25 protein-coding genes are annotated in these 23,461 nt (G+C 66.2%); 14 read left to right on the top strand and 11 right to left on the bottom strand.

Annotated elements, in window-relative coordinates; all coding sequences use genetic code 11:
- Positions 1-9: 9 nt before the first annotated feature.
- From ACXAEH_RS06965 to ACXAEH_RS06925, 9 genes are all read right to left on the bottom strand, one after another.
- A complete protein-coding gene (locus ACXAEH_RS06965) occupies positions 10-696 on the bottom strand; it encodes a M48 family metallopeptidase (RefSeq protein ID WP_475031734.1) in 687 nt (228 codons plus the stop codon).
- A gap of 229 nt (positions 697-925) precedes the next feature.
- Complete coding sequence (gene minE / locus ACXAEH_RS06960) at positions 926-1,183, bottom strand: cell division topological specificity factor MinE (RefSeq protein WP_039160912.1); 258 nt, start codon at positions 1,181-1,183, stop codon at positions 926-928.
- Positions 1,184-1,185: 2 nt separating this feature from the next.
- Positions 1,186-2,034, bottom strand: coding sequence for a septum site-determining protein MinD (gene minD / locus ACXAEH_RS06955; RefSeq protein ID WP_475031733.1), 849 nt, complete (start codon positions 2,032-2,034; stop codon positions 1,186-1,188).
- A 13-nt stretch (positions 2,035-2,047) separates the two neighbouring features.
- Positions 2,048-2,800: a septum site-determining protein MinC gene (gene minC / locus ACXAEH_RS06950; RefSeq protein WP_475035533.1), complete on the bottom strand. Its 753-nt coding sequence runs from the start codon at positions 2,798-2,800 to the stop codon at positions 2,048-2,050.
- Between the two features lie 210 nt (positions 2,801-3,010).
- Entirely contained in the window at positions 3,011-4,447 is a 1,437-nt protein-coding gene (locus ACXAEH_RS06945; RefSeq protein WP_475031732.1) for an alkaline phosphatase D family protein, read from the bottom strand.
- A gap of 248 nt (positions 4,448-4,695) precedes the next feature.
- Complete coding sequence (locus ACXAEH_RS06940) at positions 4,696-5,880, bottom strand: vWA domain-containing protein (RefSeq protein ID WP_475031731.1); 1,185 nt, start codon at positions 5,878-5,880, stop codon at positions 4,696-4,698.
- A gap of 18 nt (positions 5,881-5,898) precedes the next feature.
- The gene (locus ACXAEH_RS06935; protein ID WP_475031730.1) at positions 5,899-6,066 is read right to left on the bottom strand and encodes a hypothetical protein; all 168 of its coding nucleotides are present in this window, start codon (positions 6,064-6,066) and stop codon (positions 5,899-5,901) included.
- Positions 6,067-6,101: 35 nt separating this feature from the next.
- Complete coding sequence (locus tag ACXAEH_RS06930) at positions 6,102-7,523, bottom strand: DUF2927 domain-containing protein (protein WP_475031729.1); 1,422 nt, start codon at positions 7,521-7,523, stop codon at positions 6,102-6,104.
- A gap of 118 nt (positions 7,524-7,641) precedes the next feature.
- A complete protein-coding gene (locus tag ACXAEH_RS06925) occupies positions 7,642-8,481 on the bottom strand; it encodes an AAA family ATPase (protein WP_475031728.1) in 840 nt (279 codons plus the stop codon).
- Positions 8,482-8,656: 175 nt separating this feature from the next.
- Between ACXAEH_RS06925 and dksA the strand changes: the two genes are divergently transcribed.
- Together dksA and ACXAEH_RS06915 are read left to right on the top strand one after the other, a co-directional pair.
- On the top strand, positions 8,657-9,079 hold the full coding sequence (gene dksA / locus ACXAEH_RS06920) for an RNA polymerase-binding protein DksA (protein ID WP_039161623.1): 423 nt from the start codon (positions 8,657-8,659) through the stop codon (positions 9,077-9,079).
- A gap of 103 nt (positions 9,080-9,182) precedes the next feature.
- Positions 9,183-10,349, top strand: a complete 1,167-nt coding sequence (locus ACXAEH_RS06915; protein ID WP_475031727.1) for an FAD-dependent monooxygenase — start codon at positions 9,183-9,185, stop codon at positions 10,347-10,349.
- A gap of 126 nt (positions 10,350-10,475) precedes the next feature.
- Here ACXAEH_RS06915 and xth read toward each other — a convergent pair whose 3' ends face one another.
- Positions 10,476-11,282 (bottom strand): exodeoxyribonuclease III, encoded by an 807-nt coding sequence (gene xth, locus ACXAEH_RS06910; protein WP_475031726.1) that lies wholly within the window; start codon positions 11,280-11,282, stop codon positions 10,476-10,478.
- Between the two features lie 361 nt (positions 11,283-11,643).
- Between xth and ACXAEH_RS06905 the strand changes: the two genes are divergently transcribed.
- From ACXAEH_RS06905 to ACXAEH_RS06895, 3 genes are all read left to right on the top strand, one after another.
- Positions 11,644-12,186 (top strand): hypothetical protein, encoded by a 543-nt coding sequence (locus tag ACXAEH_RS06905; protein WP_475031725.1) that lies wholly within the window; start codon positions 11,644-11,646, stop codon positions 12,184-12,186.
- 107 nt (positions 12,187-12,293) lie between these two features.
- Positions 12,294-13,355, top strand: a complete 1,062-nt coding sequence (locus ACXAEH_RS06900; RefSeq protein WP_475031724.1) for a DUF6902 family protein — start codon at positions 12,294-12,296, stop codon at positions 13,353-13,355.
- Positions 13,355-14,272 (top strand): DMT family transporter, encoded by a 918-nt coding sequence (locus ACXAEH_RS06895; RefSeq protein ID WP_475031723.1) that lies wholly within the window; start codon positions 13,355-13,357, stop codon positions 14,270-14,272. The genes ACXAEH_RS06900 and ACXAEH_RS06895 overlap by 1 nt, the downstream gene beginning before the upstream one ends.
- Positions 14,273-14,387: 115 nt before the next feature.
- On the opposite strand, the gene ACXAEH_RS06890 is transcribed toward ACXAEH_RS06895, so the two are convergent.
- Positions 14,388-14,711, bottom strand: a complete 324-nt coding sequence (locus ACXAEH_RS06890; RefSeq protein WP_475031722.1) for a HesB/IscA family protein — start codon at positions 14,709-14,711, stop codon at positions 14,388-14,390.
- Between the two features lie 102 nt (positions 14,712-14,813).
- Here ACXAEH_RS06890 and ACXAEH_RS06885 point away from each other — a divergent pair, with 102 nt between their 5' ends.
- From ACXAEH_RS06885 to scpB, 9 genes are all read left to right on the top strand, one after another.
- Entirely contained in the window at positions 14,814-15,965 is a 1,152-nt protein-coding gene (locus tag ACXAEH_RS06885) for a deoxyguanosinetriphosphate triphosphohydrolase (protein WP_475031721.1), read from the top strand.
- A gap of 386 nt (positions 15,966-16,351) precedes the next feature.
- Entirely contained in the window at positions 16,352-16,744 is a 393-nt protein-coding gene (locus ACXAEH_RS06880; protein ID WP_475031720.1) for a GFA family protein, read from the top strand.
- Positions 16,745-16,888: 144 nt separating this feature from the next.
- Positions 16,889-17,188, top strand: a complete 300-nt coding sequence (locus ACXAEH_RS06875) for a YciI family protein (protein ID WP_475031719.1) — start codon at positions 16,889-16,891, stop codon at positions 17,186-17,188.
- Positions 17,185-17,523, top strand: coding sequence for a YciI family protein (locus tag ACXAEH_RS06870; RefSeq protein ID WP_475031718.1), 339 nt, complete (start codon positions 17,185-17,187; stop codon positions 17,521-17,523). Before ACXAEH_RS06875 ends, ACXAEH_RS06870 begins: the two co-directional genes overlap by 4 nt.
- Before the next feature lie 178 nt (positions 17,524-17,701).
- Positions 17,702-19,447, top strand: a complete 1,746-nt coding sequence (gene argS, locus ACXAEH_RS06865; RefSeq protein WP_475031717.1) for an arginine--tRNA ligase — start codon at positions 17,702-17,704, stop codon at positions 19,445-19,447.
- Positions 19,448-19,562: 115 nt separating this feature from the next.
- A complete protein-coding gene (locus tag ACXAEH_RS06860; RefSeq protein WP_475031716.1) occupies positions 19,563-20,750 on the top strand; it encodes an SPOR domain-containing protein in 1,188 nt (395 codons plus the stop codon).
- A gap of 154 nt (positions 20,751-20,904) precedes the next feature.
- Positions 20,905-21,909, top strand: coding sequence for a beta-N-acetylhexosaminidase (gene nagZ / locus ACXAEH_RS06855; RefSeq protein WP_475031714.1), 1,005 nt, complete (start codon positions 20,905-20,907; stop codon positions 21,907-21,909).
- The gene (locus ACXAEH_RS06850) at positions 21,902-22,696 is read left to right on the top strand and encodes a segregation and condensation protein A (protein ID WP_475031713.1); all 795 of its coding nucleotides are present in this window, start codon (positions 21,902-21,904) and stop codon (positions 22,694-22,696) included. Before nagZ ends, ACXAEH_RS06850 begins: the two co-directional genes overlap by 8 nt.
- Positions 22,696-23,388, top strand: coding sequence for an SMC-Scp complex subunit ScpB (scpB, locus tag ACXAEH_RS06845; RefSeq protein ID WP_475031712.1), 693 nt, complete (start codon positions 22,696-22,698; stop codon positions 23,386-23,388). Before ACXAEH_RS06850 ends, scpB begins: the two co-directional genes overlap by 1 nt.
- Positions 23,389-23,461: the final 73 nt, after the last annotated feature.

Here is a 23,461-nt window from a genome sequence, read left to right as displayed (position 1 = left end):
GCAACGCTCTCAGCCCTTGGCCCATTTGTCTTCCAGCCGCTCCAGCGCCTCGATCCGCTCTTCGGTCCTGGGATGGCTCATCAGCCAGGCCGGCGCCATGCCCGCGCGCGCTTGCGTCAGCTCTTCCAGCTTGGCAAACAGGCTCTTTTGCGGCGCCAGGCCGATCCCCGCCTTGGTCAGCAGCGCGGCGGCATATTCATCGGCCTCATATTCATCACCGCGCGACAGCCGCGCCGCAATCAGGCCCGTCAGCACGCCGGCAATCCACGGCCCGATAAAGGGAATATACCGCCCCAGGATCATCATCAGCGCGGTGCGCAGCGCGTTCTGGCCGGAGAAATCGATCATCCGCTTCCTGGCATGCCCCAGCGCCACATGGCCCAGCTCATGGGCAATCACCGAGGCCATCTCCTCGGCGCTCACCTCGCCGTTCTGGTATTTTCGGTAGAACCCGCGGGTGATGAAGATCCGCCCGTCGGGTGCTGCCAGCCCGTTGACCGGATCCACCTCATAGATATGCACCGGGATGCGGGCGACCCCCAGCGCCGCCGCCAGCCGGTCGGTCAGCCCTTTGAGCTTTGCATCCGCCAGCTCGGTCGAACGCTGGTCCAGCTCGCGATGGGTGCGCCAGATGGAAATCCGGTACATCACAAGGCCATAGGCGACGGCCAGCAGGATCGGCAGGAGACGCAGCATGGCTCAGATATGGGGTCTGTGCAGCGCAGGCTCAAGCGCAAAGCCCGGCCGCCGCAGAAATGTGATGTGCTCCGGGTGGCGCAAATGCGGTCCCGCCGCGCGCCAGCGCGGCGCCGGGCCCAACGGGAGCGGTGCATCTGAAGATGCACCGGCGACGGGCGGGAGCAGCCGCAGGGACTGCGCCGCCGCCCGCCGCCGGCTCCCAGGGGGTGCCCCTGGGGCCCCGGCCCTAGTTCATTCCCAGTTTGCCCGGGAATTCGATGTTGATCTCCAGGCTCGACAGCTCGTCGCCGCGCTCCATGCGGATGTCGATGGCCTCATCGCCGATCTGCATGTGGCGGCGGATCACGTCCAGGATGTCGCGCTGCAATTGCGGCAGGCAGTCGGGCCTTGCGCCGCCGCTGCGCTCATGCGCCAGCAGGATCTGCAGCCGTTCCTTGGCGGTGCTGGCGGAGGCTTTGCGGGGGCGGAGGGAAAAGCCGAACATGGTCACGCAGTCCTTCCGAACAGCCGCTGCAGCAGGCCGGGGCGCCGGTCCGCGGCAATGCGCATTTCGATCTGCTCGCCGATCAGCCGGCCCACCGCGTCCTCGTATGCGGTGCCGGCGGCAGAGGGATCATCCAGCACCACCGGCACCCCCAGGTTGGAGGCGCGCAGCACCGCGGCGCTTTCGGGGATGATGCCCAAGAGCGGCACCGCCAGGATCTCCAGCACATCCTCCACCGGCATCATCTCGCCGCTCTCGATCCGCGCCTTGTTGTGGCGGGTGATCAGCACCTGCGCCTTCACAGGCTCGGCGCCTTCCTTGCCGGCCCGCTCGGTGATGCTGTTCAGCAATCCCAGCACCCGGTCGCTGTCGCGCACGGATGAGACCTCGGGATTGGTCACCACAATCGCCTCATCCGCGAAATACATCGCCATCTGGGCGCCGCGCTCGATCCCTGCCGGGCTGTCGCAGATGATATAGTCGAAGTCCTGGCGCAGCTCCTCCAGCACTTTCTCCACGCCGGCGCGGGTCAGCGCATCCTTGTCGCGGGTCTGCGAGGTGGGCAGCACCGACAGCGTCTCCAGCCGCCGGTCGCGGATCAGCGCCTGCTTCAGCTTGGCATCGCCGTGAATGACGTTGATGAAATCGAAGACCACCCGCCGCTCGCAGCCCATGATCATGTCGAGGTTGCGCAGGCCGACGTCGAAATCGATCACCACCGTCTTGTGGCCGCGCCGGGCCAGCTCTGCCCCCACCGCTGCCGAAGTTGTCGTCTTGCCGACGCCGCCCTTGCCCGAGGTGACGACAATCACCTTGCCCAGCGGCGCTTCCGGTATCAGGTCCTTGCTCATTGCCCTGCCTTTCCTAGTCCATTGCCTCGACGCACAGCCGCTCATCACGCAGGAACACCTGCGCCGGGCGGCCCTGCAGTCCGGGCTCCAAAGTCTCGCTTGTGCGGTACAGCCCCGCCACCGCCAGAAGCTCGGCCCTCAGGCTGCGGCAGAAGATGCGGGCGCTCTCGTCGCCTTCCGCGCCTGCCATGGCGCGGCCCCGCAGGGGGCCGTAGACATGAATGCTGCCGCGCGCGATCAGCTCGGCGCCGGAGCTGACAGGCCCTACCACAATCAGATCGCCGCCCTCGGCCACCACCGACTGGCCCGAGCGCACCGGCTCGGTGATCAGCCGGTTTTCCGGCGGCCGCAGCTTCTTGGGGATCTCGCGCCGCAGCCCGGGGCCGGTGTTCAATGGCGCATCCTTGCCGCTGGCCAGGATGATCAGCCCGGCATCCTCCGCCGCGGCTTGCTGCAGGGCGGTGGCATTCTGCACCCCGAAGACCGCCAGGCCGCGGCTGCGCAGGCTGTCCGCCAGCGCCCGCAGCTGCGCCGGACGGCTGAGCTGCGGCGCCTGCGCCAGATCCAGGATCAGCGGCGCGCCGTCAAAGAAATGCGGGCTCCAGCGCAGCTGCGCGTCAAGTGCTGCGTAAAACGCCTGGTCCAGCGGCCCGTCTTCGGGGCGCAGCGCCACGGCGGTGAAGTAGCGGCCGCGGATCTGGAACGGCTTCACGCTTGCGGCGGGGGGGGCGCCGCGGGGTTTTATGTCTTGATGCGGCACGCTCACGCGATGCTCCTGCTCGGGGATGGCGGCCTTTACCTGCCGCGCCATTTCCTCTTGCGTAGCGTCCGGAAGGCCGCCCGTTCAACCGCGCAGCACCGTCTTCGGCGGACATGCGCCGGAAGCTGCACCGGGCGGCGGATTTCCGCATGGGAACCACTTGGGGTTGCATGGGGCGCAGGGCAGGCGGCGGCAATCCGCCTGCCAGCCAAGGGGTTAGAGCGGCAGCGCCCCGGACCGCCCCGAGGTCTCGAAATCCCATACTGCAGACCATGTGCCGCCGGAGCGCTCCAGGATCAGATAATTCCGTTCCGCCGTATAACGCCCTGCCTGGCCGGGAATTCTGCGGATCCGAATGGGGTGGCCCCTCAGCGGCGCGTCCCCCAGCCAGGACAGCATTCCCAATACCTTGGCCCAGGCCTTGGGCGGTGCCCGGTGGGCAATGCCCGAGGCCACCAGCTGGTGCAGGGTCTTGCCGCCGCCAAGCGTCATTTCACCCCGGGTGGCCAGATGGATCTCGCCCGAAACGGCGGTGACCTGCTGCTCCGGCTTGGCGGCCATGTCCCGCACCAGCCGCAGCATCCGCCGCCACGAGGCCCGGTGCGCCCGGCTTTGCCATTGGTCGCGCAGGTCGTCCTCATATTTTTGCATCTTCGGGATAAGCACCATCAGCAGTTCCAGCAGCGACAGCCGCGGCCCCAGCAAAGGCACACTGGACAGGATGAAAGTGCGCCCCGGAGCGTCGCGTTCGGCCTCAGCCTTCATCATCCTCCAGCCGCCCCGCGCCATCACCCGCCGCCGGCTGCGCTCCGAGCGCAGGTCAGGCGCCAGCAGCCGCAGTCCCGGGGCCTCGACGCCCCAGCCCAGATGGGTGCCTTGCGGGTCGGCAAAGCGCGCGGGCAGATCGCCATCGCAGCAGCCGTGCTGGAACAGCAGCGCCGCCTGGCGCGCAGCGGCAAACAGGGTTTGCCCCACCGGGGAATAGGTGCGCGAGCGGCGCAAGCTCCCCCAGCCGTCGCAAATGTCATGGTCGTCCCATTGCATCAGCGATGGCACCCGGGCCGCGATCCAGGCAAACTCCGGCGCGCTGTAGACCGCCAGGTAGCGCTGCAGGAAGCGCTCCCGCAGATGTTGCTGCAGGTCCGCAAGATCCTCCCGCGACGGATCGCGCGGCACGCGGCCCGGCCAGTTCCGGCTCAATGGGTGGCCTTGCGTCACCTCATCGGCATAGACCTGATCGCCGCCGTGCAGCAGCAGCGAGAACGGGCGCTTGCTGTGCTCAGCCCCCATCCGCTCCCACATGGCGTTGCGCTCACACCCCTCGCGCTCCAGATCGCCATGCTCCTCGCCGTTGCAGGAGGCAAAGGCCATCCGCATGTCCGCGCCAAAGCCGCCCGCGGTTTCGAAGCTCTGGCCGTTCCACTCATAGGCAGCAGCGGTATCAGCAGGCAGCGTAAAACGTGCGCGCAGCACGCAGGCCTCTTCATATTCCGCCACAAGGGAAGGGAGAATTTCGCGGCTCTTGACCGTCACAGGCGGCACCGGCCGGCCCTTGGGCGCAATGAACAGCGCCGCAAGCTGCATCTGGCCGTCGCGGATCCCGTCCAGGATCAGCACCGGGCCGGTTATGGTTCCGGGGGACTGACTGCTCATGGTGGAAAGAGCTAAGGTTTCAGGCGCTTGCAATCAAGGGCTCTGCCGGTGCCAGTGCCGGCTCCCGCCCGTCCGGCCTGCATTGGAAATGCCGGCCTCCCGGTTGGGCCCGGCGCCGGACCTGGTGGTCCGGCGCGCATCCTGCCTGCCGGAGGCAGGCAGGATGCCATGCCCAAGGCTGCCAAGGGGGGCTGGCGCCAGCCAGTGCACCTGCAGGCGCGGGAGGGCTGCCGCTGCCGGGTTTCTATCTAGCGGGACAGCTCCCGCATGCCGCGTTCCAGCCCGTCCAGCGTCATCGGCACCATGGCGCCTTCAAAAATCTCCCGGATCATGCCGATCGAATGGGTGTAGTCCCAGTATTTCTCCGGCACCGGGTTGATCCAGAGGTGCGCCGCCCAGGCTTCCCGCGCGCGCTGCAGCCAGACCTGGCCTGCCTCCTCGTTCCAATGCTCATTGGCGCCGCCGGGATAGGCGATCTCATAAGGCGACATCGAGGCATCCCCCACGAAGATGCATTTGTAATCCGGCCCGTAGGTGCGCAGCACCTCATGGGTCGGGATCTTCTCGTTCCAGCGCCGCCGGTTGTCGCGCCACACGCCCTCATAAAGGCAATTGTGGAAGTAGTAGTATTCCAGATGCTTGAATTCGGCACGTGCCGCTGAGAACAGTTCCTCCACCACCTGGATATGCGGATCCATCGAGCCGCCAACGTCCAGAAACAGCAAGACCTTCACCGCATTGTGCCGCTCGGGCCGGGTCTTCACGTCCAGATAGCCATGCTCGGCGGTGGAGCGGATGGTGCCATCGAGATCCAGCTCTTCCTGCGCGCCCTCGCGCACCCAGCGGCGCAGCCGTTTCAGCGCCACCTTGATGTTGCGGGTGCCCAGCTCCACATCGCCGTCGAGGTTCTTGAACTCGCGCTTGTCCCAGACCTTGACCGCGCGCTGGTGGCGGCTCTTGTCCTGGCCGATGCGCACGCCCTCGGGATTGTAGCCATAGGCACCAAAAGGCGAGGTGCCTGCGGTCCCGATCCACTTATTGCCCCCCTGGTGGCGGCCCACTTGTTCCTTCAGCCGCTCCTTCAGCGTCTCCATCAGCTTGTCGAAACCGCCAAGCGCCTCGATCTCGGCCATTTCCTCTGCGCTCAGATGCTTTTCCGCCATCTTGCGCAGCCATTCCTCGGGAATGTCCACCGCCTCCATCACCGCCTCGGCAGGGATCGCCTCCAGCCCCTCGAAGGTGGCGGCAAAGGCGCGGTCGAACTTGTCGATGTTGCGCTCGTCCTTGACCATCGCCGCGCGGGCGAGGAAGTAGAAGGCCTCGATGTCATAGGTCGCCAGCCCCGCCTTCATGCCCTCCAGAAAGGTCAGATACTCGCGCAAGGAGACCGGAATGGCCGCCTTGCGCAGGTTTTCAAAGAACGGCTGGAACATCGCAAAGAGCCTCTCAGGTTACGCCAGCACCCGGTGGGTCAGAATGGTTGCCAGCAGGCCGAGAATACCAAATACGATGGCGTAGACAGCCCCGTATTGCAGCATGTCCAACGTGTTGCCGCCACGTTTGCGGGCCTTCATTGCGCCGGTCAGGGCGCCCAGCAGCACGGCTGCGATTACGATCATGGTCTTGTCCGTTCCTTGGTTCCACCGGTTCGGGATCAGGGGGCAGCGGGGCGCAGTGCGGCGATTTCCTCAAGCCGGGCCTCGACCACCCAATCCGGGCCAAAGCCGTAGCGCGCCCATCCCAGGCTGTCCAGCCTCACCCGGCGGGCCTCGGCGCCGCGGTGTTCCAGCTCCAGCGCCTCCGCCTTCAGCATCAGCAGCGTCGACAGGAGCGCGGCGTTTTCATGCTCTGCTGCGGTCTGCGCGGCGGGCTCCAGCCGGGCCAGCGCGGCGGCGCCGCGGCCATGGGCAATATCATAGGCCGCCAGCTGCACCGCCAGCTTGGCCCGGTGCATCCGGGTGCTGCTGTTGCCGGCAAGATAGCTTTCGGCGGTCTGGAAATGCTTGCGCGCCAGCTCCGGCTCGCGCACATGCAGCATCCGGCCCAGGGTATAGTGGCTCAGGGCGCGGCGGTGGTCCTGCCAGCCCAGGCTGCGGGCAATTTCCGCCGCCCGGTTGGCGCCGCGCAGCCGGTCGCGCAGCGCGGATTGCGGCCCCAGCGCCTGTTCCAGGGAGACCACCCAGGCCCGCGGCGTCTCCGGCAGCCACCGGGTTGCAATCCTGGCGCCCTCCGGGTTCATCCGCGCCAGAATGGCAGGCAGGCGGGCCGCGACCTCGGCCCGGCTCATGCCGGTGCGCAGTTCGGGCGCATAGGTCGCGCGCAGGATCAGCATGTCGAAACCGGTCAGCACCGCATGGATATTGTCGTCGTTGAAGATCGAATCCGGCAGCCGGTAGAGATCGTTCAGCGGGCCGATCGCCTGGGCCAGCTCCTCATGCAGGCAGTCGCGCACTTCCTGCGGGCTGACGTCATTGGGAATGAACACCGCCAGCCGCTCGCGGCTGCGCAGCAGCGACCAGTTGGTGCGCGCCGCGCGCCTGTTGCGGCGGTATTCCGCCAGCGACGAGACATTGGGCACCACGAAACAGGCCGCCTTGGGCAGGGCGCGGCGAATCTCGGCGCGGGTCACCGACTGAATGGTAATACTGGCCTCGCCGCCGGAGACGCGGCTGATGCTGATCCCGGCCTCATCCCGCAGCCGGGCCAGCAGCGCATTCAGATCGCGGGTGAACCCCGGCGCCGGATCACCGGTGACGCGCAGGGAGATCGGGCCTTCGAAGCGGGTGAACTGGGGCAGGGTGCTGCCGCCTTCCAGCGCAAAATGCAGATCCAGGAAATCCCGCGCTATATCAGCGTTTGAACGCTGCGGCGGGCGGGGCCTGCGCGGCGAGAACACCTTGACCGGCGGCAGCGCGGCCGGGGCTGCGGCTGCCCGTGTCGGCGCCTCGACGCGGGCGGCAGGCAGCGAACAGGCGGCCAGCGCCAGCACCGCCAGCCCGGCCGCAGCCCGGCGCAGCCTGCGCAGGCGGCGACTGCGGGCAGGGAGGTCGAAATCCGGGGCAGTGTCAGCGGGCAAGCAGGCGTCTCCTATCGGCCCGGCGCGTGCGGCCCGGCTCCTTACCCCTCTGATAGGGGAATGCGGCAGCAATTTGAAGGGAAACAGGCGGGCGCCGGGCAGGCACCCGCCCAAGGCCTCAGCGCCGTCCCCGCGCCATGAAGGCCAGCCGCTCGAACAGATGCACATCCTGCTCGTTCTTCAAGAGCGCGCCATGCAGTTTGGGCAGCGCATTGGCGCCGTCGCGGGCGATGTCCTCGGGGCTCAGATCCTCGGCCAGCAGCAGTTTCAGCCAGTCGATCACCTCGGAGGTGGAGGGTTTCTTCTTCAGGCCTTGCGTTTCGCGGATCTCGTAGAACTGGGTCAGCGCCGCGGTCAGCAGCGCCTCCTTGATGCCGGGGTGATGCACCGCGACGATCTTCTTCATCGTCTCCGCATCCGGAAAGCGGATGTAATGGAAGAAACAGCGGCGCAGAAAAGCGTCCGGCAGTTCCTTTTCGTTGTTGGAGGTGATGATCATGATCGGGCGGTGTTTCGCCCTGACCGTCTCACCGGTCTCGTAGACGTGGAACTCCATCTTGTCGAGCTCCTGCAAAAGGTCGTTGGGGAATTCGATATCGGCCTTGTCGATCTCGTCGATCAGCAGCACGACCTTCTCGTCTGCCTCGAACGCCTCCCACAGCTTGCCCTTCTTGATGTAGTTCTTCACATCATGCACGCGCTCCTCGCCCAGCTGGCTGTCGCGCAGGCGGCTGACCGCGTCATATTCATAAAGCCCCTGCTGGGCGCGGGTGGTGGATTTCACGTTCCACTCGATCATCCGCAGCCCCAGCGCGCCTGCAACCTGCCTGGCCAGCTCGGTTTTGCCGGTGCCCGGCTCGCCCTTGACCAGCAGCGGACGCTCCAGCGTGACCGCCGCATTGACCGCGACTTTCAAGTCATCTGTTGCGACATATTCCTTAGTGCCCTGAAATTGCATGTCTTTCCTGTCTCAGCCGTGATTGCCGCCTTCTTATCACGGTTTTAACCAAACGGCGCCACTATTGTGTAGTGACATTCCTTCCCGATAGGGATAAACGCTGCGGCAGAGGGGGAGCCAAAATGTTCAGGTACCAATTATGACCAGCATTATGGGCCAGACCGAAGGAGCCGAAATGAAGCAAGAAGTGTTTCTGCCGGACGACTACCGCCCGGCCGAAGATGAGCCGTTCATGAATGACCGGCAGCTTGAGTATTTCCGACGCAAACTATTGGAATGGAAGCAGGAGCTTCTGGCCGACAGCCGCGACACCATCGAGGGGCTGCAGGATAACACCCGCAATATCCCGGATGTCGCCGACCGTGCCAGCGAAGAGACCGACCGCGCGCTGGAGCTGCGCACCCGCGACCGCCAGCGCAAGCTGGTCGCCAAGATCGACTCGGCCCTGCGCCGCATCGACGAGGGCGAATACGGCTATTGCGAAGTGACCGGCGATCCGATCTCGCTGAAGCGCCTGGATGCGCGTCCGATCGCAACCATGAGCCTGGAAGCGCAAGAACGCCACGAGCGCCGCGAGAAAGTCCACCGCGACGATTAACCGCCGGCTTTGGCGGCAGAAATGAACGAATACAGGACGCCGGGGCCTTTTGCTCCGGCGTTTTTTGTTTCATTGGGGGGAGCGGAGAATCTGCGGGAGCCCCATGGAACTCAAAGGCCTGAAAATAACCATCACCGGCGCCGGCATCGGCGGGCTGACCGCAGCGCTGGCGCTGCGCCGCCTGGGGGCTGCGGTGACCGTTCTGGAACAGGCCGAGGCGATTTCAGAGGTGGGCGCGGGCCTGCAGATCACCCCCAACGGGGTGGCGGTGCTGAAGGCGCTGGGGCTGGCCGATGATCTGGCCTGGGGGGCGCAGCGCGCCCGCGCGGTGGTGCTGCGCGGCCACCGGCGCGGCAACGAGGTGCTGCGGCTCGATCTCGATGAATATGCCGCGGGGCTGCGCTATTACTTCGTGCACCGCTCCGACCTGGTCAATATCCTGGCCGGCGCGGCCCGCCGCGAAGGCGTGCAGGTGCGGCTGCTGCAAAAGGCCGAACGGGTCGAGCCGGGGCCGCAGCCGGTCATCCACCTCAGCAATGGCGCGCAATGCGGCGGCGATCTGGTGATCGGCGCGGACGGGCTGCACTCGAAAACCCGCGCGGCGCTGAACGGCGCGGACACTCCGTTCTTCACCGGCCAGGTGGCCTGGCGGGCGGTCGTGCCCAACCACCTGAACCTGCCGGCGGAGGCGCAGGTCTTCATGGGGCCGGGGCGCCATCTGGTGGCCTACCCCTTGCGCGACGGCAGCCTGGTCAATCTGGTGGCGGTGCAGGAGCGCCGCGCCTGGGCCGAGGAAGGCTGGCATTTCAAGGACGACCCGGCCAATCTGCGCGCCGCCTTCTCCCGCTTCGGCGGCAGTGCCGCGGCGCTGCTGGACGCGGTGGAAGACGTGCTGCTGTGGGGGCTGTTCCGGCATCCGGTGGCGGCGCGCTGGCACGGCGGAAACACCGCCATCCTGGGCGACGCGGCGCATCCGACGCTGCCGTTCATGGCGCAGGGCGCCAATCTGGCGCTGGAGGATGCCTGGGTGCTGGCCCGCTCCCTGCGGGAGGCCCCGGATGCGGCTTCGGGGCTGGCGCTGTACCAGTCCCGGCGCCAGGAGCGGGCACGCAAGGTAGTGGATGCAGCCAGCAAGAATGCCTGGAAATACCACCTGCGCGCGCCGCTCAGCTGGCCTGCGCATCAGGTGCTGAAGCTCGGCGGCCGTTACGCACCCGAAAAGATGGTCAGCCAGTTCGACTGGATCTACCGCCACGACGTCACGGCCTGATCCGGCCAAAGCCGGGGCAGCGGCGGGCTCCCGCCCTTTTCCGGGCCATTGATAATGACCCGGAAAAAGTTGGGCCGGGCGCCGCGCGGGTGCGCGGCGCGGGCCGCCTGGCGGCGGCCGGAATGATCAGAGGTCCAGTTCGACCCAGACCGGCACGTGATCCGAAGGTTTGTCGCGGCCGCGCACATCCTTGTCGATCTGGCAGTCCAGCAGCAGGTCGGCGGCCTGCGGCGTCAGCAGGAAATGGTCGATGCGGATGCCGTCGTCGCGGTTCCAGGCGCCGGCCTGGTAATCCCAGAACGAATAGTGCCCGGGGCCCTGGTGCCGGGCCCGGAACGCCTCGGTGAAACCGAGGTTGACGATCCGCTGAAAGGCCGCCCGGCTCTCGGGGCGGTGCAGCGCATCCTCGCGCCAGGCCTCAGGGCGCTTGGCGTCCTCGGCTTGCGGGATGATGTTGTAATCGCCCGCCATCAGCGCAGGCATCTCCTCTGCCATCAGCGCCGCCGCGCGCGCCTGCAGCCGCTCCATCCAGGCGAGTTTATAGGCATATTTGCCGCCTGCCACCGGGCTGCCGTCCGCCTCCAGCTCCACCGGGTTGCCGTTGGGCAGATAAAGGCCGCAGATCCGGATCGCCTGTTTGCCAACCACCGTGGCTTCGATCCAGCGGGCCTGCACGTCGCTGTCGTCGCCCGGCAGCCCGCGGCGCACATCTTCCAGCGGCAGCTTGGACAGGATCGCCACCCCGTTGAAGCTTTTCTGCCCGTGGGTCTCGACGTTATAGCCGCGCTCTTCGAACATTTCGCGCGGGAACGCCTCATCCACCGATTTGATTTCCTGCAGCAGCGCGACGTCGGGCTGCGCCTCATCCAGCCAATCCGGCAGCGCCTGCGCCCGGGCCTTGATGCCATTGATGTTGAATGTGGCGATTTTCATGGCTTGCCTCCGGCCCAGATTGCTGTATTCCGGGCCGATCTATCGCTGAATCAGCGCCCCGGGGCAAGCCTGATGCGCGCGCTTCGAATCACTTTGGCATCACCGCAGGCGCGGTGTTTTGCGCGAGTGAAAAATACCCCTCAGGTTGTTTCATTTTACTTTGCAGTAATAGGCGTGTGAATAACGCGGTGAATATTTTGTGGATTAATCGAATTAAATTAAAATGCTCAAAAAATAGTGAGTTGAAGTTAATGTTTGGAGTTCTAAAAAATACAATGTGAAATTGCATTTTATATTTGCGCTGCGCGGTGGCCGTGACAGCGTGAAGGAACCTTTTGTCACTAACGAATGGGGTTCCAAAATGACTGCTCAGCGTAAAATCAAGGACTTCCGCGCCACTCTCCCGGCTGCAGGCGCCAGCCTGTTCGACGGGGAAGGGGCAGAAATGTTCTCGTCGGGCTCTGCGCCCGGATGCACCGCTGGCATCAGCACGGGCGAGGGCGTTTCGCTGTTCTCCTCCGGGTCGATGCCTCAGGCGGCAGAAAGCTGGGCAGGCGGAGAGACCGGGCTGTTCTCCAGCGGCTCCGCACCGGCCGCGCAGGGCACAGCCGCAGCGGGGGATCTGGTTGAGATGTTTTCCTCCGGCTCCGCACCGGCCGCCTCAGGCAGCACCGGCGCCGGCGACCTGGTGCAGCTGTTCTCATCAGGCTCCGCACCGGCCGCGCAGGCCGCGGCTGCGGCGGGCGATCTGACAGAGATGTTCTCCTCCGGCTCGGCCCCGGCGGCCGCGGCTGAGGCCGGCAGCGGCGAAGGCACCCATTTGTTCTCCTCCGGGTCCGCCCCGGCGGCAGAGGCCCGCACCAGCGCAGGCGACGCCACCCGGCTGTTTTCCTCGGGCAGCTGATCCGGGCACCTGAACCGGACAGCTGATCCGGACGGGGCCGGTGTCCAGCCGGCCCCGCCCAAGGCGGCTCTGCATCAGGGCTGCGCATCCATCCGCAAGAGGTTGCCATGGCCCAGGTCATCCCGTTTTTCTCTCCCGCCGCCCGCCAGTCCCGGACCTGTGCGCAGGCCGCGCTGATCAGCAGTTTCGCATTGCACCGGCGCACGCAGGAGGATGTGTTCTGGCTCAAGGAGAACGCCGAGCTGCTGAACATTCTGGAGTGCACGGGGGCCGGATTGCCGCTGGACGCCCTGGCGCCCCTGCAGCAGTTTTACGATGGTGCGGCCCGGCACGTCAGTTTCTTCCGGCAGTACTACCGGTTCATTCTGTCGATCTGCCTGGACCTGGAGGACCTTGGCCTGCCGGGCCGGACCGGCGCGCAGATTGCAGAATGGGTGGCGGCCCAGGACCTGCCCGGGGCGGAACTCTCCGACCTGCAGCGGGCCGAAGCCCGCCGCCTGCTGGCGCGGCGCGGGGTGGCGCTGGGGGACAGCGGTTTGGACGACCGGCTGCGCAGCTTCATCTCCTGTCCGCAAACCTTTGCTGTCCCGAACAAAAAGGCCGCTTACGAACTCACGCATATTGTCTTTTACCTGTCCGCCTACGGCCGCCGCGACCCGCTGGTGCCAGAGGCCGCCGGGGCCAGCCTGGAGTTCGCCGGACTGGTGGCGTTTCTGGATCAGAACGCGGACTTGCTGGCGGAGATCTGCATCGCGCTGCGCTATGCCGGCCTGCAGCCCCCGGCGGAATGGGAGGCCTGGCTTGACCGGCGGGTTTCCGCCTATATGCTCGCTAAAGATGAATTTTATGGACTTCACGATGCGTATCACGAGTATTTTGTGGTCAACTGGCTCATGCTGCTGTCCGGGCGCAAGGCCTTCCGGCAGCCGGTCCCTTCAGGGGGTGTGCAAGTGTCAGCCGTGCAGGGAGGAAGCATATTGAGGAGCCTGTCCGAAGCTGTTTTCGATGCCGGATCCGCCCGGGCCGGCTGGAGCGCGGTCAAGGCCCGCGCCGAGGCCAGGCTGAGCGAAGAAGAACATGGGATCCTCGCTGCCGCGGAACGCAGCTGCGCCCGGTTCGACGGGTTCTTCGAGGGGTTTGCCCGCGCGGGCAGCGCCGGAGCGGCCTGATGCCGGGCGGGCGCAACCAGGCTCTGGCAGGGGCGCTGCTGGTGGTGGCCTATACCGGGCTGATCGCCTCTGCCGACGGGATCACCAAGCTGCTGGCCGGGCAATATGCGGCGGCCCAGCTTTATGCGCTGTCCGGTGCCATGGTGGCGGGGCTGTGCCTGCTGGCCGACCGGCTGCCGGCCCTGCGGGGCGGCTTCCGCACCGTCTGCCCGCGGGCGATGGCGCTGCGCTCCGCGGCGACGCTGGTTGCTGCCGTCTGCTTTTTCTATGCTTTCCGCCTGCTGCCCTTTGCCGAGGTGTTTGTCTTCATCGGGCTGATGCCGCTGCTGGCCGGGGCGATGTCCGGGCTGGTTCTGAAGGAACCGGTGCGCCCGGCCGCCTGGATTGCCCTGGCCGCGGGCTTTGGCGGCGTCTTGTTCCTGCTGCCGCATGGCGGGGCCGGCGGGCATTCCTTCTGGGGGCATGTCATTGCCCTGGGCGCGGTGCTGTCGGGCACCTTCTCCATGACCATGGCACGGTTCATCGGCCGATACGAAAGCAACTCCCTGGCCCAGGTGTTCTATCCTAACCTGACGCTCTGCCTGGCGATGCTGGTGCTGTTGCCCTTTGTCTGGATGCCGATGCCGCTGGCGGATGTGGCCTGGGCTGCGGCCTATGCGTTCCTTCTATTCGGCGCGCGCTGGCTCCTGGTGGTGGCGCTGCGGCTGCTGGCCTCCTATGCGGTGACGCCCTTGATGAACCTGCAATTCATCTGGATGGCGGTGATCGGCGCGGTGGCCTTTGGCGAGTTCCCGCCCGCAACAACCTACATCGGCGGCGCCATCGTGATTGCCTCCGGCCTCTATCTGGTCTGGCAGCAGTTTGCCCCGCCATTGCCGGGTCTGCGTCTTTCCGGGCGGCTGCAGACGGACCCATAGGGATGCGCCGCGGCTGTTGAGCCCGTCACAACGGGGCGAAGCGCCCGCCCCTCCAGCTGGGGGCGGGCGCGGCCTTGCCCGCAGGGCAAGGCTGGCCCTGTTGCAAGGGGCCGGATCACATCGAAAACGAGGTGCCGCAGCCGCAGCTGGAGGTGGCGTTCGGGTTCTCGATGGTGAAACGGGCGCCGATCAGCTCTTCGGTGAAATCGATTACCGCGTTTTCCAGGAACGGCAGCGAGACACTGTCGACCACCACCTTCTCGCCCTGGCCTTCAAGCACCAGATCATCCGGTTTCGGATCGTCCAGCGCGATCTCATACTGAAAGCCCGAGCAGCCGCCGCCTTCGACCGCCACGCGCAAGGCCTGGCCCTGGCCGGCGGCACCGATTTCGGCCAGCCGGGCAAAGGCACGCTCGGTCACTTTCGGGGGCAATTGCATGGCGTTTCTCCACAGGCTCATGTTGCAGCGCAAAGCATTATATAGAAAGGTGCAATTCAGGCGGCAAGATTGCCGGCGAAATTGTCTGGGAAAAGATTTCAAATGCATGCGCCTTATGCCACATTGCCGGACCGGTGCCGCGGCCGGCTGGTCCCTGAGGAAGAAAGCTCTTTCCGCTCGCCCTATCAGCGCGACCGCGACCGGATCATCCATGCCAGCGCGTTCCGGCGGCTGAAGCACAAGACGCAGGTGTTTGTCGAACATGAGGGTGACAACTACCGCACCCGGCTGACCCATTCGATCGAGGTCGGGCAGGTGGGCCGGACGATTGCCGGCGCGCTGGGGCTGAACCAGGAGCTGACCGAGGCGGTGGCGCTGGCGCATGATCTGGGCCACACGCCCTTTGGCCACACCGGCGAGGATGCGCTGCACGCGATGATGGCGCCCTACGGCGGCTTTGACCACAATGCCCAGGCGATCCGCATCGTCACCTGCCTGGAGCGCCATTACGCCGGGTTCGACGGCTTGAACCTCACCTGGGAAACCCTTGAAGCCATTGCCAAACACAATGGGCCGGTGACGGGGGAGCTGCCCTGGGCGCTGGCCGAATGCAATCTGGCGGTGGACCTGGAACTGCATACCCACGCCAGTGCCGAGGCGCAGGTGGCCGCGCTGTCCGATGACATCGCCTACAACAACCACAACCTGCATGACGGGCTGCGCGCCGGGCTGTTCACCGATGCAGACATCGCCCGGCTGCCCTTGATCGGGCCCTGTTACGCCGAGGTCGACCGCCTGTTTCCCGGCCTGGATGCAAACCGCCGCCGGCACGAGGCGCTGCGCCGCTTTTTCGGGGTGATGGTGGAGGATGTGATCACCTCCGCCCGCAGCCTGCTGGCCGCCACCGGCGTGCAGAGCGTCGAGGAGGTGCGCGGGCTGGGGCATCCGGTTGTGAAATTCTCCGATCCCTTGTGGAGCGACCTGAAAGAGATCCGCGCCTTCCTGTTCACCCGCATGTACCGGGCGCCGTCTGTGATGGAGAAGCGCACCAAGGTTGCCAGGGTGGTGGAGGCGCTGTTTCCCCATTTCCTGGACAATCCGCAGGACATGCCGGAGCGCTGGCACGCCGAGATCGCGGCTGCGCAGGACCGCACTGCGCTGGCGCGGATCGTATCGGATTATATCGCCGGCATGACCGACCGTTTCGCCCTGCAGCAGCATGAGCGGCTGTTCGGGGTGAAGGTCGAGGTCTGAGGGCTGTCTTGCCTGCGGTCTGTGCCGTGGTCTGTTGTGCCGTGCCTTTCAACGGGGCGGGGTAGTGATGGCGGCGCCGCCAACGGGGGCGGAGGGTAGGGCCGGAACGCCAGCGCGCCCCGGGTCCGGTCAAAAGCTTCAACCATTTGACGCCCCTGCACCTTTTGTGGAGGTGGTCTCGGGGGTCCTGGTCTCCTGCGCGCGCGGGGTGCCAGACCCGCGCCATGTGCTGCAGCGGGAGTGACTATCGCAGAGCGGGGTTAAGGCCGCGCAAGCAGGGCGTGCGCTGCGGGCGGTATGTGCGCAACGTCTTCCGGCGGCTTGTTCCGCAATGAGCGTTCCTGTAATGTTCTTGTCAAATTCAAGTGAACGGAAGGAGTGCCGGAATGATCGAGGGAAGCTGCTGCTGCGGTGCGGTCAGGTTTGAATTGCTGGCGCAGCCCGGTTTGATGGGCACCTGCCATTGCGCGCGCTGCCGCAAGGCCGGGGCCAGCACCATTGTCTTTGTGAAGAAGGGCGATCTGCGGTGGATTGCTGGCAGGGAGGAGGTGGCGCTGTACCAGCCCGCGCCGCCCTATAAATTCGGCCGCTGCTTCTGCCGGATCTGCGGCAGCTCGCTGGGGGAGATCCTGTCGGAGGAGGAAAGCTTCCCGATCGCCGCAAATGCGCTGGACGGGGCGCTGGAAGCCGGCAACAGCTTCCATGAATTCGTCGGCGAAAAACCCGGCTGGTATGAAATTTGCGACGGTGCCAAGCAGTCCGAAGGGCATCCGGCCTAGGCCCTGGTCTGCGCAAGGGGCGGATGGCCCGCCCTGCGGCCGCCGCAGCGCTGCAATTTGGCTGTAAGCCGTGCTATCATCTGGCCCTATGATGCGGGCAGGCATCGGCGTTAAGGCGCGGGGGAGGATAGCAAGGGAAAAGCCATGGCACGCTGGACCGTCACCTTCACGGACAAGCCGGAAATGGACCGGGTGCGCGGCGACAGGAAACGCCGCGACGCGCATATCGCCTTTGTCCGGTCGCGGCCTGAGCTGCAGATCGGCGGCGCGCTGGCAATGCGGCCAATGCAGGACTTTCCCGGTGCCATCTGGAACGTGGAGGCGGAGACCCGCCAGGACGTCGAACGTCTGATCCTGCAGGACCCCTATTACGTGGCCTCCTTGCGTACGTATAAAATCACCGAGTGGGGCACCGCCTCTGCCATCCAGGGAATGCTGTCATGACCGCACCTCAGGAAACCCGCAAATCCGCGCCTGCACTGACCCGCTGGGCGGTGCTGTTCCGCGATGCGCCTGCGATGATGGAAATCCGCGCCGGCAAGGCGCGGCGCGATGCCCATGTGGCCTACGTGCAGGAGCATCCCGAGCTGCGCATCGGCGGCGGGCTGAAACCGGACCCCGAGGGGGACTTCTGCGGCGCGCTGTGGATAGTCGAGGCGGAAGACCGGATCGAAGTGGAGCATCTGATCCATGGCGACCCGTTCTACGTGCCGGCCTTCCGCTCTTACGAGATCTTCACCTGGGGCAAGATCCTGGAAGACCAGACCGCGGTTCTGTGAGACAGGGCTGCAGGCGTGGCGCCGCAGCAGCGGCGCAATTTTCTTGAGGAAGAAAATTGGCCGGAAAATTTGAATTTTCCGGTGCGTTGCGCGCCGCGGTTCCGGCTGCCCCTGCAATCCTGTTGACCCTGCCTGCGGGCCTAGGTATCCGCAGGGCTGAACATATGGGACGCCAGATATGAACCTCTTTACCGACATCCGCTCGCTTGTGATTGACAGCCTGACCGCCATGACCGGCGAAGGCGCGCTGCCCGAGGGGCTCGATTTTGCCAATGTGGCGGTGGAGCCGCCGCGCGATGCCGCCCATGGCGATATGGCCACAAACGCGGCGATGGTGCTGGCCAAGCCCGCCAGGATGAAGCCGCGCGACATTGCCGAGGCGCTGGCCGCCAAGCTGGCCGCGGATGAACGGATCACCTCGGCCGAGGTTGCAGGCCCCGGCTTCCTGAACCTGCGCCTGGCGCCCGGCATCTGGCAGGGCGTTCTGAAATCGGTCCTGGACGCAGGCACGGATTTCGGCCGCTCCGCGATGGGCGCGGGCAAACGGGTGAACGTGGAATATGTCTCTGCCAACCCGACCGGCCCGCTGCATGTGGGCCACACCCGCGGCGCGGTCTTTGGCGATGCGCTGGCGTCGCTGCTGGCCTATGCGGGCTACGGCGTCACCCGCGAATACTACATCAACGACGGCGGCGGCCAGGTCGATGTGCTGGCCCGTTCCGTCTATCTGCGCTACCTGGAGGCGCACGGGCAGGAGATCGCCTTTGCAGACGGCACCTATCCCGGCGACTATCTGGTGCCGGTGGGTCAGGCGCTGAAGGAGAAGGTGGGCGATGCCTATCTGGACCAGTCTGAGGACGTCTGGCTGGCGGAAGTGCGCGAGTTCTCCACCGATGCGATGATGGCGCTGATCCGGGAGGATCTGGCTCAGCTCGGTATTGAAATGGATGTGTTCTATTCCGAGAAATCCCTCTACGGCACCGGCCGCATCGAGGCCGCGCTGGAAGAGCTGGAAGCCAAGGGCCTGATCTACCAGGGCGTGCTGGAGCCGCCGAAGGGCAAGAAGCCCGACGATTGGGAGCCGCGCGAGCAGACGCTGTTCAAATCCACCGATCATGGCGACGACGTCGACCGGGCGGTGAAGAAATCCGACGGCTCCTGGACCTATTTTGCACCGGATATCGCCTATCACTATGACAAGGTGAGCCGCGGCTTTGATGAGCTGATCGACATTTTCGGCGCCGACCACGGCGGTTATGTCAAGCGGATGAAGGCGGCGGTCTCGGCGCTGTCCGACGGCAAGGTGCCGCTGGACATCAAGCTGTGCCAGCTGGTCAAGCTGTTCAAGGACGGCCAGGAATTCAAGATGTCCAAGCGGGCAGGGACCTTTGTCACCCTGCGCGATGTGGTCGATGCGGTGGGGGCGGATGTCACCCGCTTCATGCTGCTGACCCGCAAGAACGACCAGGGATTCGACTTTGACCTCGACAAGGCGCTGGAGCAGTCCAAGGACAACCCGGTGTTCTACGTGCAATACGCCAACGCCCGGATCTGCTCGACCCTGCGCAAGGCGGGTGAGCAGGGCATTGCCGCGGATGATGCCGCGCTGCTGGCGGCGGATTTCAGCCTGATTGCCGATCCGGCGCAGCTGGCGGTGGCCAAGAAGCTGGCCGAATGGCCGCGCCAGGTGGAAATCGCCGCCCGCACCCATGAGCCGCACCGGGTCGCCTTCTACCTCTATGATCTCGCCTCCGAGCTGCACGGGCTGTACCACCTTGGCAAATCGAATGAAGGTTTACGCTTTGTTAACGAGAGCAGCCAATCGGCAACACATGCGAATTTGGCTCTGGCCAAGGCCGTTTCCGTTGTCATTTCCGCAGGGCTTGGTATTCTTGGCGTCAAACCGGCAGAAGAGATGCGATAACCCGAGGGGCTGGTCCCTGAGGGTATAAATCACACGTTCCGCCGGACTGAGGCAGTTCAAGAGACTTGGGGCGCGGCGCTGTTTGGGCGCCGCCGAACCGGGCAGTGAGGCGGATATGGCGTATTTTGCGCAGGCGGGCCAGGGGCACGCCTATACACAGGGCGGTGCCCGCGAACAGGACACCGCGGCTGACCACGCTTACGGTCAGCCCTATTCCCCCCAGCAATACACCGGCCCCGGCGCCGAGCCGGATTACGGCTATGCGGATCCCTCCTATGGCTACCAGCCCGAAGAGCCGGGCGGGGAGGGGCAGGCGTATGCCGCCTATGCCGCGCCGGCCGGGCTGCGGGCGCGATTCTCCAAGACGCTGAGCCTGCTGGGCGCCGCGGCCTCGATCGCGCTGGTCGCGGGTGTCGGCTTTTGGGGCTACAAGCTGGTGATGCGCGATGTCAGCGGCGTGCCGGTGGTGCGCGCCGCCGAAGGCCCGATGCGCGAGCAGCCCGCCAACCCGGGCGGCACCCAGGCTGACCACCAGGGGCTGGCGGTGAACGCCGTGGCAGCGCAGGGCAGCGCCGAGGCGCCCGCCGAGCGGCTGACGCTGGCGCCCGCCGCGATCGAACTGACCGAAGACGACAAGCCGCTGCCGCAGCTGGCGGCAGAAGCGGCCCCGGCAGAGCTGCCCGCGGCGCCTGCTGAACCGGAGGCGCCGGATGCGCCCGGCGCGGCAGGGGTGAGCGATGAGGCCGTGGCCTCTTTCCAGAACGGCGATATCGATGCGCTGGTGGCTGAGCTTGCGCGCGAGGCGGAAACCCTGTCTGCGGCGGTGCCCGCCTCGGCTGCGGCGCCTGCCGTTGCCCCGGCCATCGTGCAGCCGGAACCGCTGCAGCCGGCGCTTGCCGCCGCCGCTGTCTCTCCGGCGCTGCTGAATGCGCCCGGCGTCAAACTCTCGCTGCGGCCCTCGGCCCGGCCCGCAAGGTTCAGCCCTGCACCGGCCGCAGCCGCACCCGCGGCATCTGCGGCAACCGTTGATGTCGACCCGGCCACCCTTGCGGCCGGCACCCGCCTGGCGCAGCTTGGCGCCTATGAAAGCCCGGCAGTGGCGCGCGCCGAATGGGAGCGCATCCAGGCCCGGTTCCCGGAGTATCTCGAAACCAAGCAGCGGGTGATCCAGCGCGCCGAAAGCGGCGGCCGCACCTTCTACCGCCTGCGGGCGATGGGTTTCGCCGGGCTGTCGGATGCCCGCCGTTTCTGTTCGGCGCTGGTGGCTGGCAATGCCGACTGTATTCCGGTAACCACACGGTAACAGGACTGGAAGCAGACTTTTGTTCCGCCCGGCTGCATGGCCGGGCAGCGCCCGTCCCGCCCCCGAGGGACGGGCGCTTTGCCCCCTTCCCGCCGGGCCGGGGCGCAGTGCTTTTTCTGTTGCAGCGGGGGAGCGCGAGCACAAGGGGGACTTCATGACATACGGAGCGACAATTCTGGACGCCGAAGGCCTGCGCCTCACCGCAGATGAAAAGGCGTTTTTCCGCGAGGCGGACCCGTTCGGCTTTATCCTGTTTGCCCGCAATCTGGACGATGTTGAGCAGATCCAGGCGCTGTGCGGCGACTTCCGCGAGGCGGTGGGCCGCGATTGCCCGATCACCATCGACCAGGAAGGCGGCCGGGTGCAGCGCCTGCAGGGGCCGCTGGCGCGGGACTGGCAACCGCCGCTGGACCATGTGCAGCTGGCCGGCGAAGAGGCGGTGCGGGCGATGTACCTGCGCTACCGGCTGATCGCCCATGAGCTGCACACCCTGGGCATCGACAGCAACTGCGCCCCGATTGCCGATGTGGCCTGCGCCGGAACCCATCCGTTCCTGAAGAACCGCTGCTATGGCACCGATGCCGCCTCTGTGGCCCGGATTGCGCGTGCCGTGGCCGCCGCGCATCTGGATGGCGGCGTGCTGCCGGTTCTGAAGCATATTCCCGGCCACGGCCGTGCCACCGCCGACAGCCATCTGGACCTGCCGCATGTGGCGGCCCATCCCGCGGAGCTGGAAGACAGCGACTTTGCCGCCTTCGAGGCGCTCAATGACCTGCCGCTGGGGATGACCGCGCATCTGGTCTACGAGGCTTACGACGACCGCCCCGCCACCACTTCGCCGGTGATGATGCGGCTGATCCGCGAACGGATCGGCTTTGACGGGCTGATCATGACCGACGACATCTCGATGAAGGCGCTGCAGGGCTCGCTGGCCGGCAATGCCCGCGCCTCGATCGAGGCAGGCTGCAATGTGGTCCTTCTGTGCAATGCCTCGCTGGCGGAGCGCATCGCGGTGGCCGATGCCGCAGGCACCATGACAGAGGCGGCGCAGACCCGCGCAGAGCGCGCTTTGGCAGCCCGCAAACCGCCTGCCGCCCTTGACATTCTCGGCGCTGAAAGAGAACTTGCCGCCCTCATGGGCGGGCAGGTGTATGGCTGAGCAGACACTCTTTTCGGAAGCAGACACAAGCGTAGAGGAGCGGCTGGCGGCCGAGGCCCTGATCGTGGATGTGGACGGCTTTGAGGGCCCGCTCGACCTGCTGCTGACGCTGTCGCGCACCCAGAAAGTGGACCTGCGCAAGATCTCGGTGCTGGAGCTGGCCAAGCAGTATCTGGCCTTTGTCGAGAAGGCCAAGGAGCTGCGCATCGAACTGGCTGCGGACTACCTGGTGATGGCCGCCTGGCTGGCCTTCCTGAAATCCCGCCTGCTGCTGCCCCCCGACCCGGAGGAAGAGGGGCCGTCGGGCGAGGAACTGGCCGCCCACCTGGCGTTCCAGCTGGAGCGTTTGCAGGCGATGCGCGATGCCTCGGCGCGGCTGATGGCGCGCGACCGGCTGGGCCGCGACTTCTTTGCCCGCGGCGAGGTCGAGACTGTCGCCCGGATCAAAACCGTGACCTATACCGCCAACCTGCTGGACCTGATGCAGGCCTATGCACGGATCCGCACCAAGGACGATTTCCGCCCCTTCGTGATGGACCGCGACTCGGTTTTCACCATGGAGGAGGCGCTGGACCGGATGCGCCACCTCCTTGGCTTTACCGGCGATTGGACCGACCTGATCAGCTATTTGCCCGACGGCTGGCACAGCGACCCCGTGAAGCGGCGGTCGGCCACCGCGGCGACCTTTGCCGCCTCGCTGCAGCTGGTCAAGGAAGGCAGGCTTGAGTTGCGCCAGAGCGAAACATTTGCGCCCATTCAGCTGCGCAGCCTCGACGGGGAACACTGATGGAAGATCAGATCATGGACGGCCAGAACGCGGCAGGGGCCAGCACCTCAGGCCGGACCGAAAACGACACCCTGTTTGATGCGCCGCCGATGGCGGAGCAGGAGCGCATGGTCGAAGCGGTGCTGTTTGCCAGCGCCGAGCCGGTTACCCTGCGCGACCTCGAAAGCCGCCTGCCGCCGGGCTGCAACCCGCGCGAGGCGCTGGAGCATCTGCGCAAGCGCTACGAGGGGCGCGGCGTCCGTGTCGTGCGGCTGGGCGATGCCTGGGCGATCCGCACCGCGCCGGACCTGGGCTTTCTGATGCAGAAGGAAACTACCGAGCTGCGCAAGCTGAGCCGCGCCGCGATCGAAACCCTGGCCATTGTTGCCTACCACCAGCCGGTCACCCGCACCGAGATCGAGGAGATCCGCGGCGTGTCCGTCTCGCGCGGCACCATCGACCAGCTGATGGAGATGGACTGGATCCGCCTGGGCCGCCGCCGCATGACGCCGGGCCGCCCGGTGACCTTTGTGGTGACGCCGGATTTCCTCGACCACTTCGGGCTTGAGAGCGCCCGCGACCTGCCGGGCCTCAAGGAGCTGCGCGCCGCGGGCCTCTTGGAGAACCGGCCGCCGCCGGGCGCCTTGCCGATGGGGCAGGGCGGCGACGAGGACGAAGAGCCGGAGGAGCAGGCAGAACTCTTCGAAGAATGATGCCTGGTTGCCGCGGCCGGCCGAATTACAGCAATGTGACTGCGGCTTTCCGCTGCCGGGCCTGTGTTGCGCC

The organism is Leisingera sp. ABM4_060, from assembly GCF_056158765.1.
This window is presented reverse-complemented; position numbering and strand designations above follow the sequence as displayed.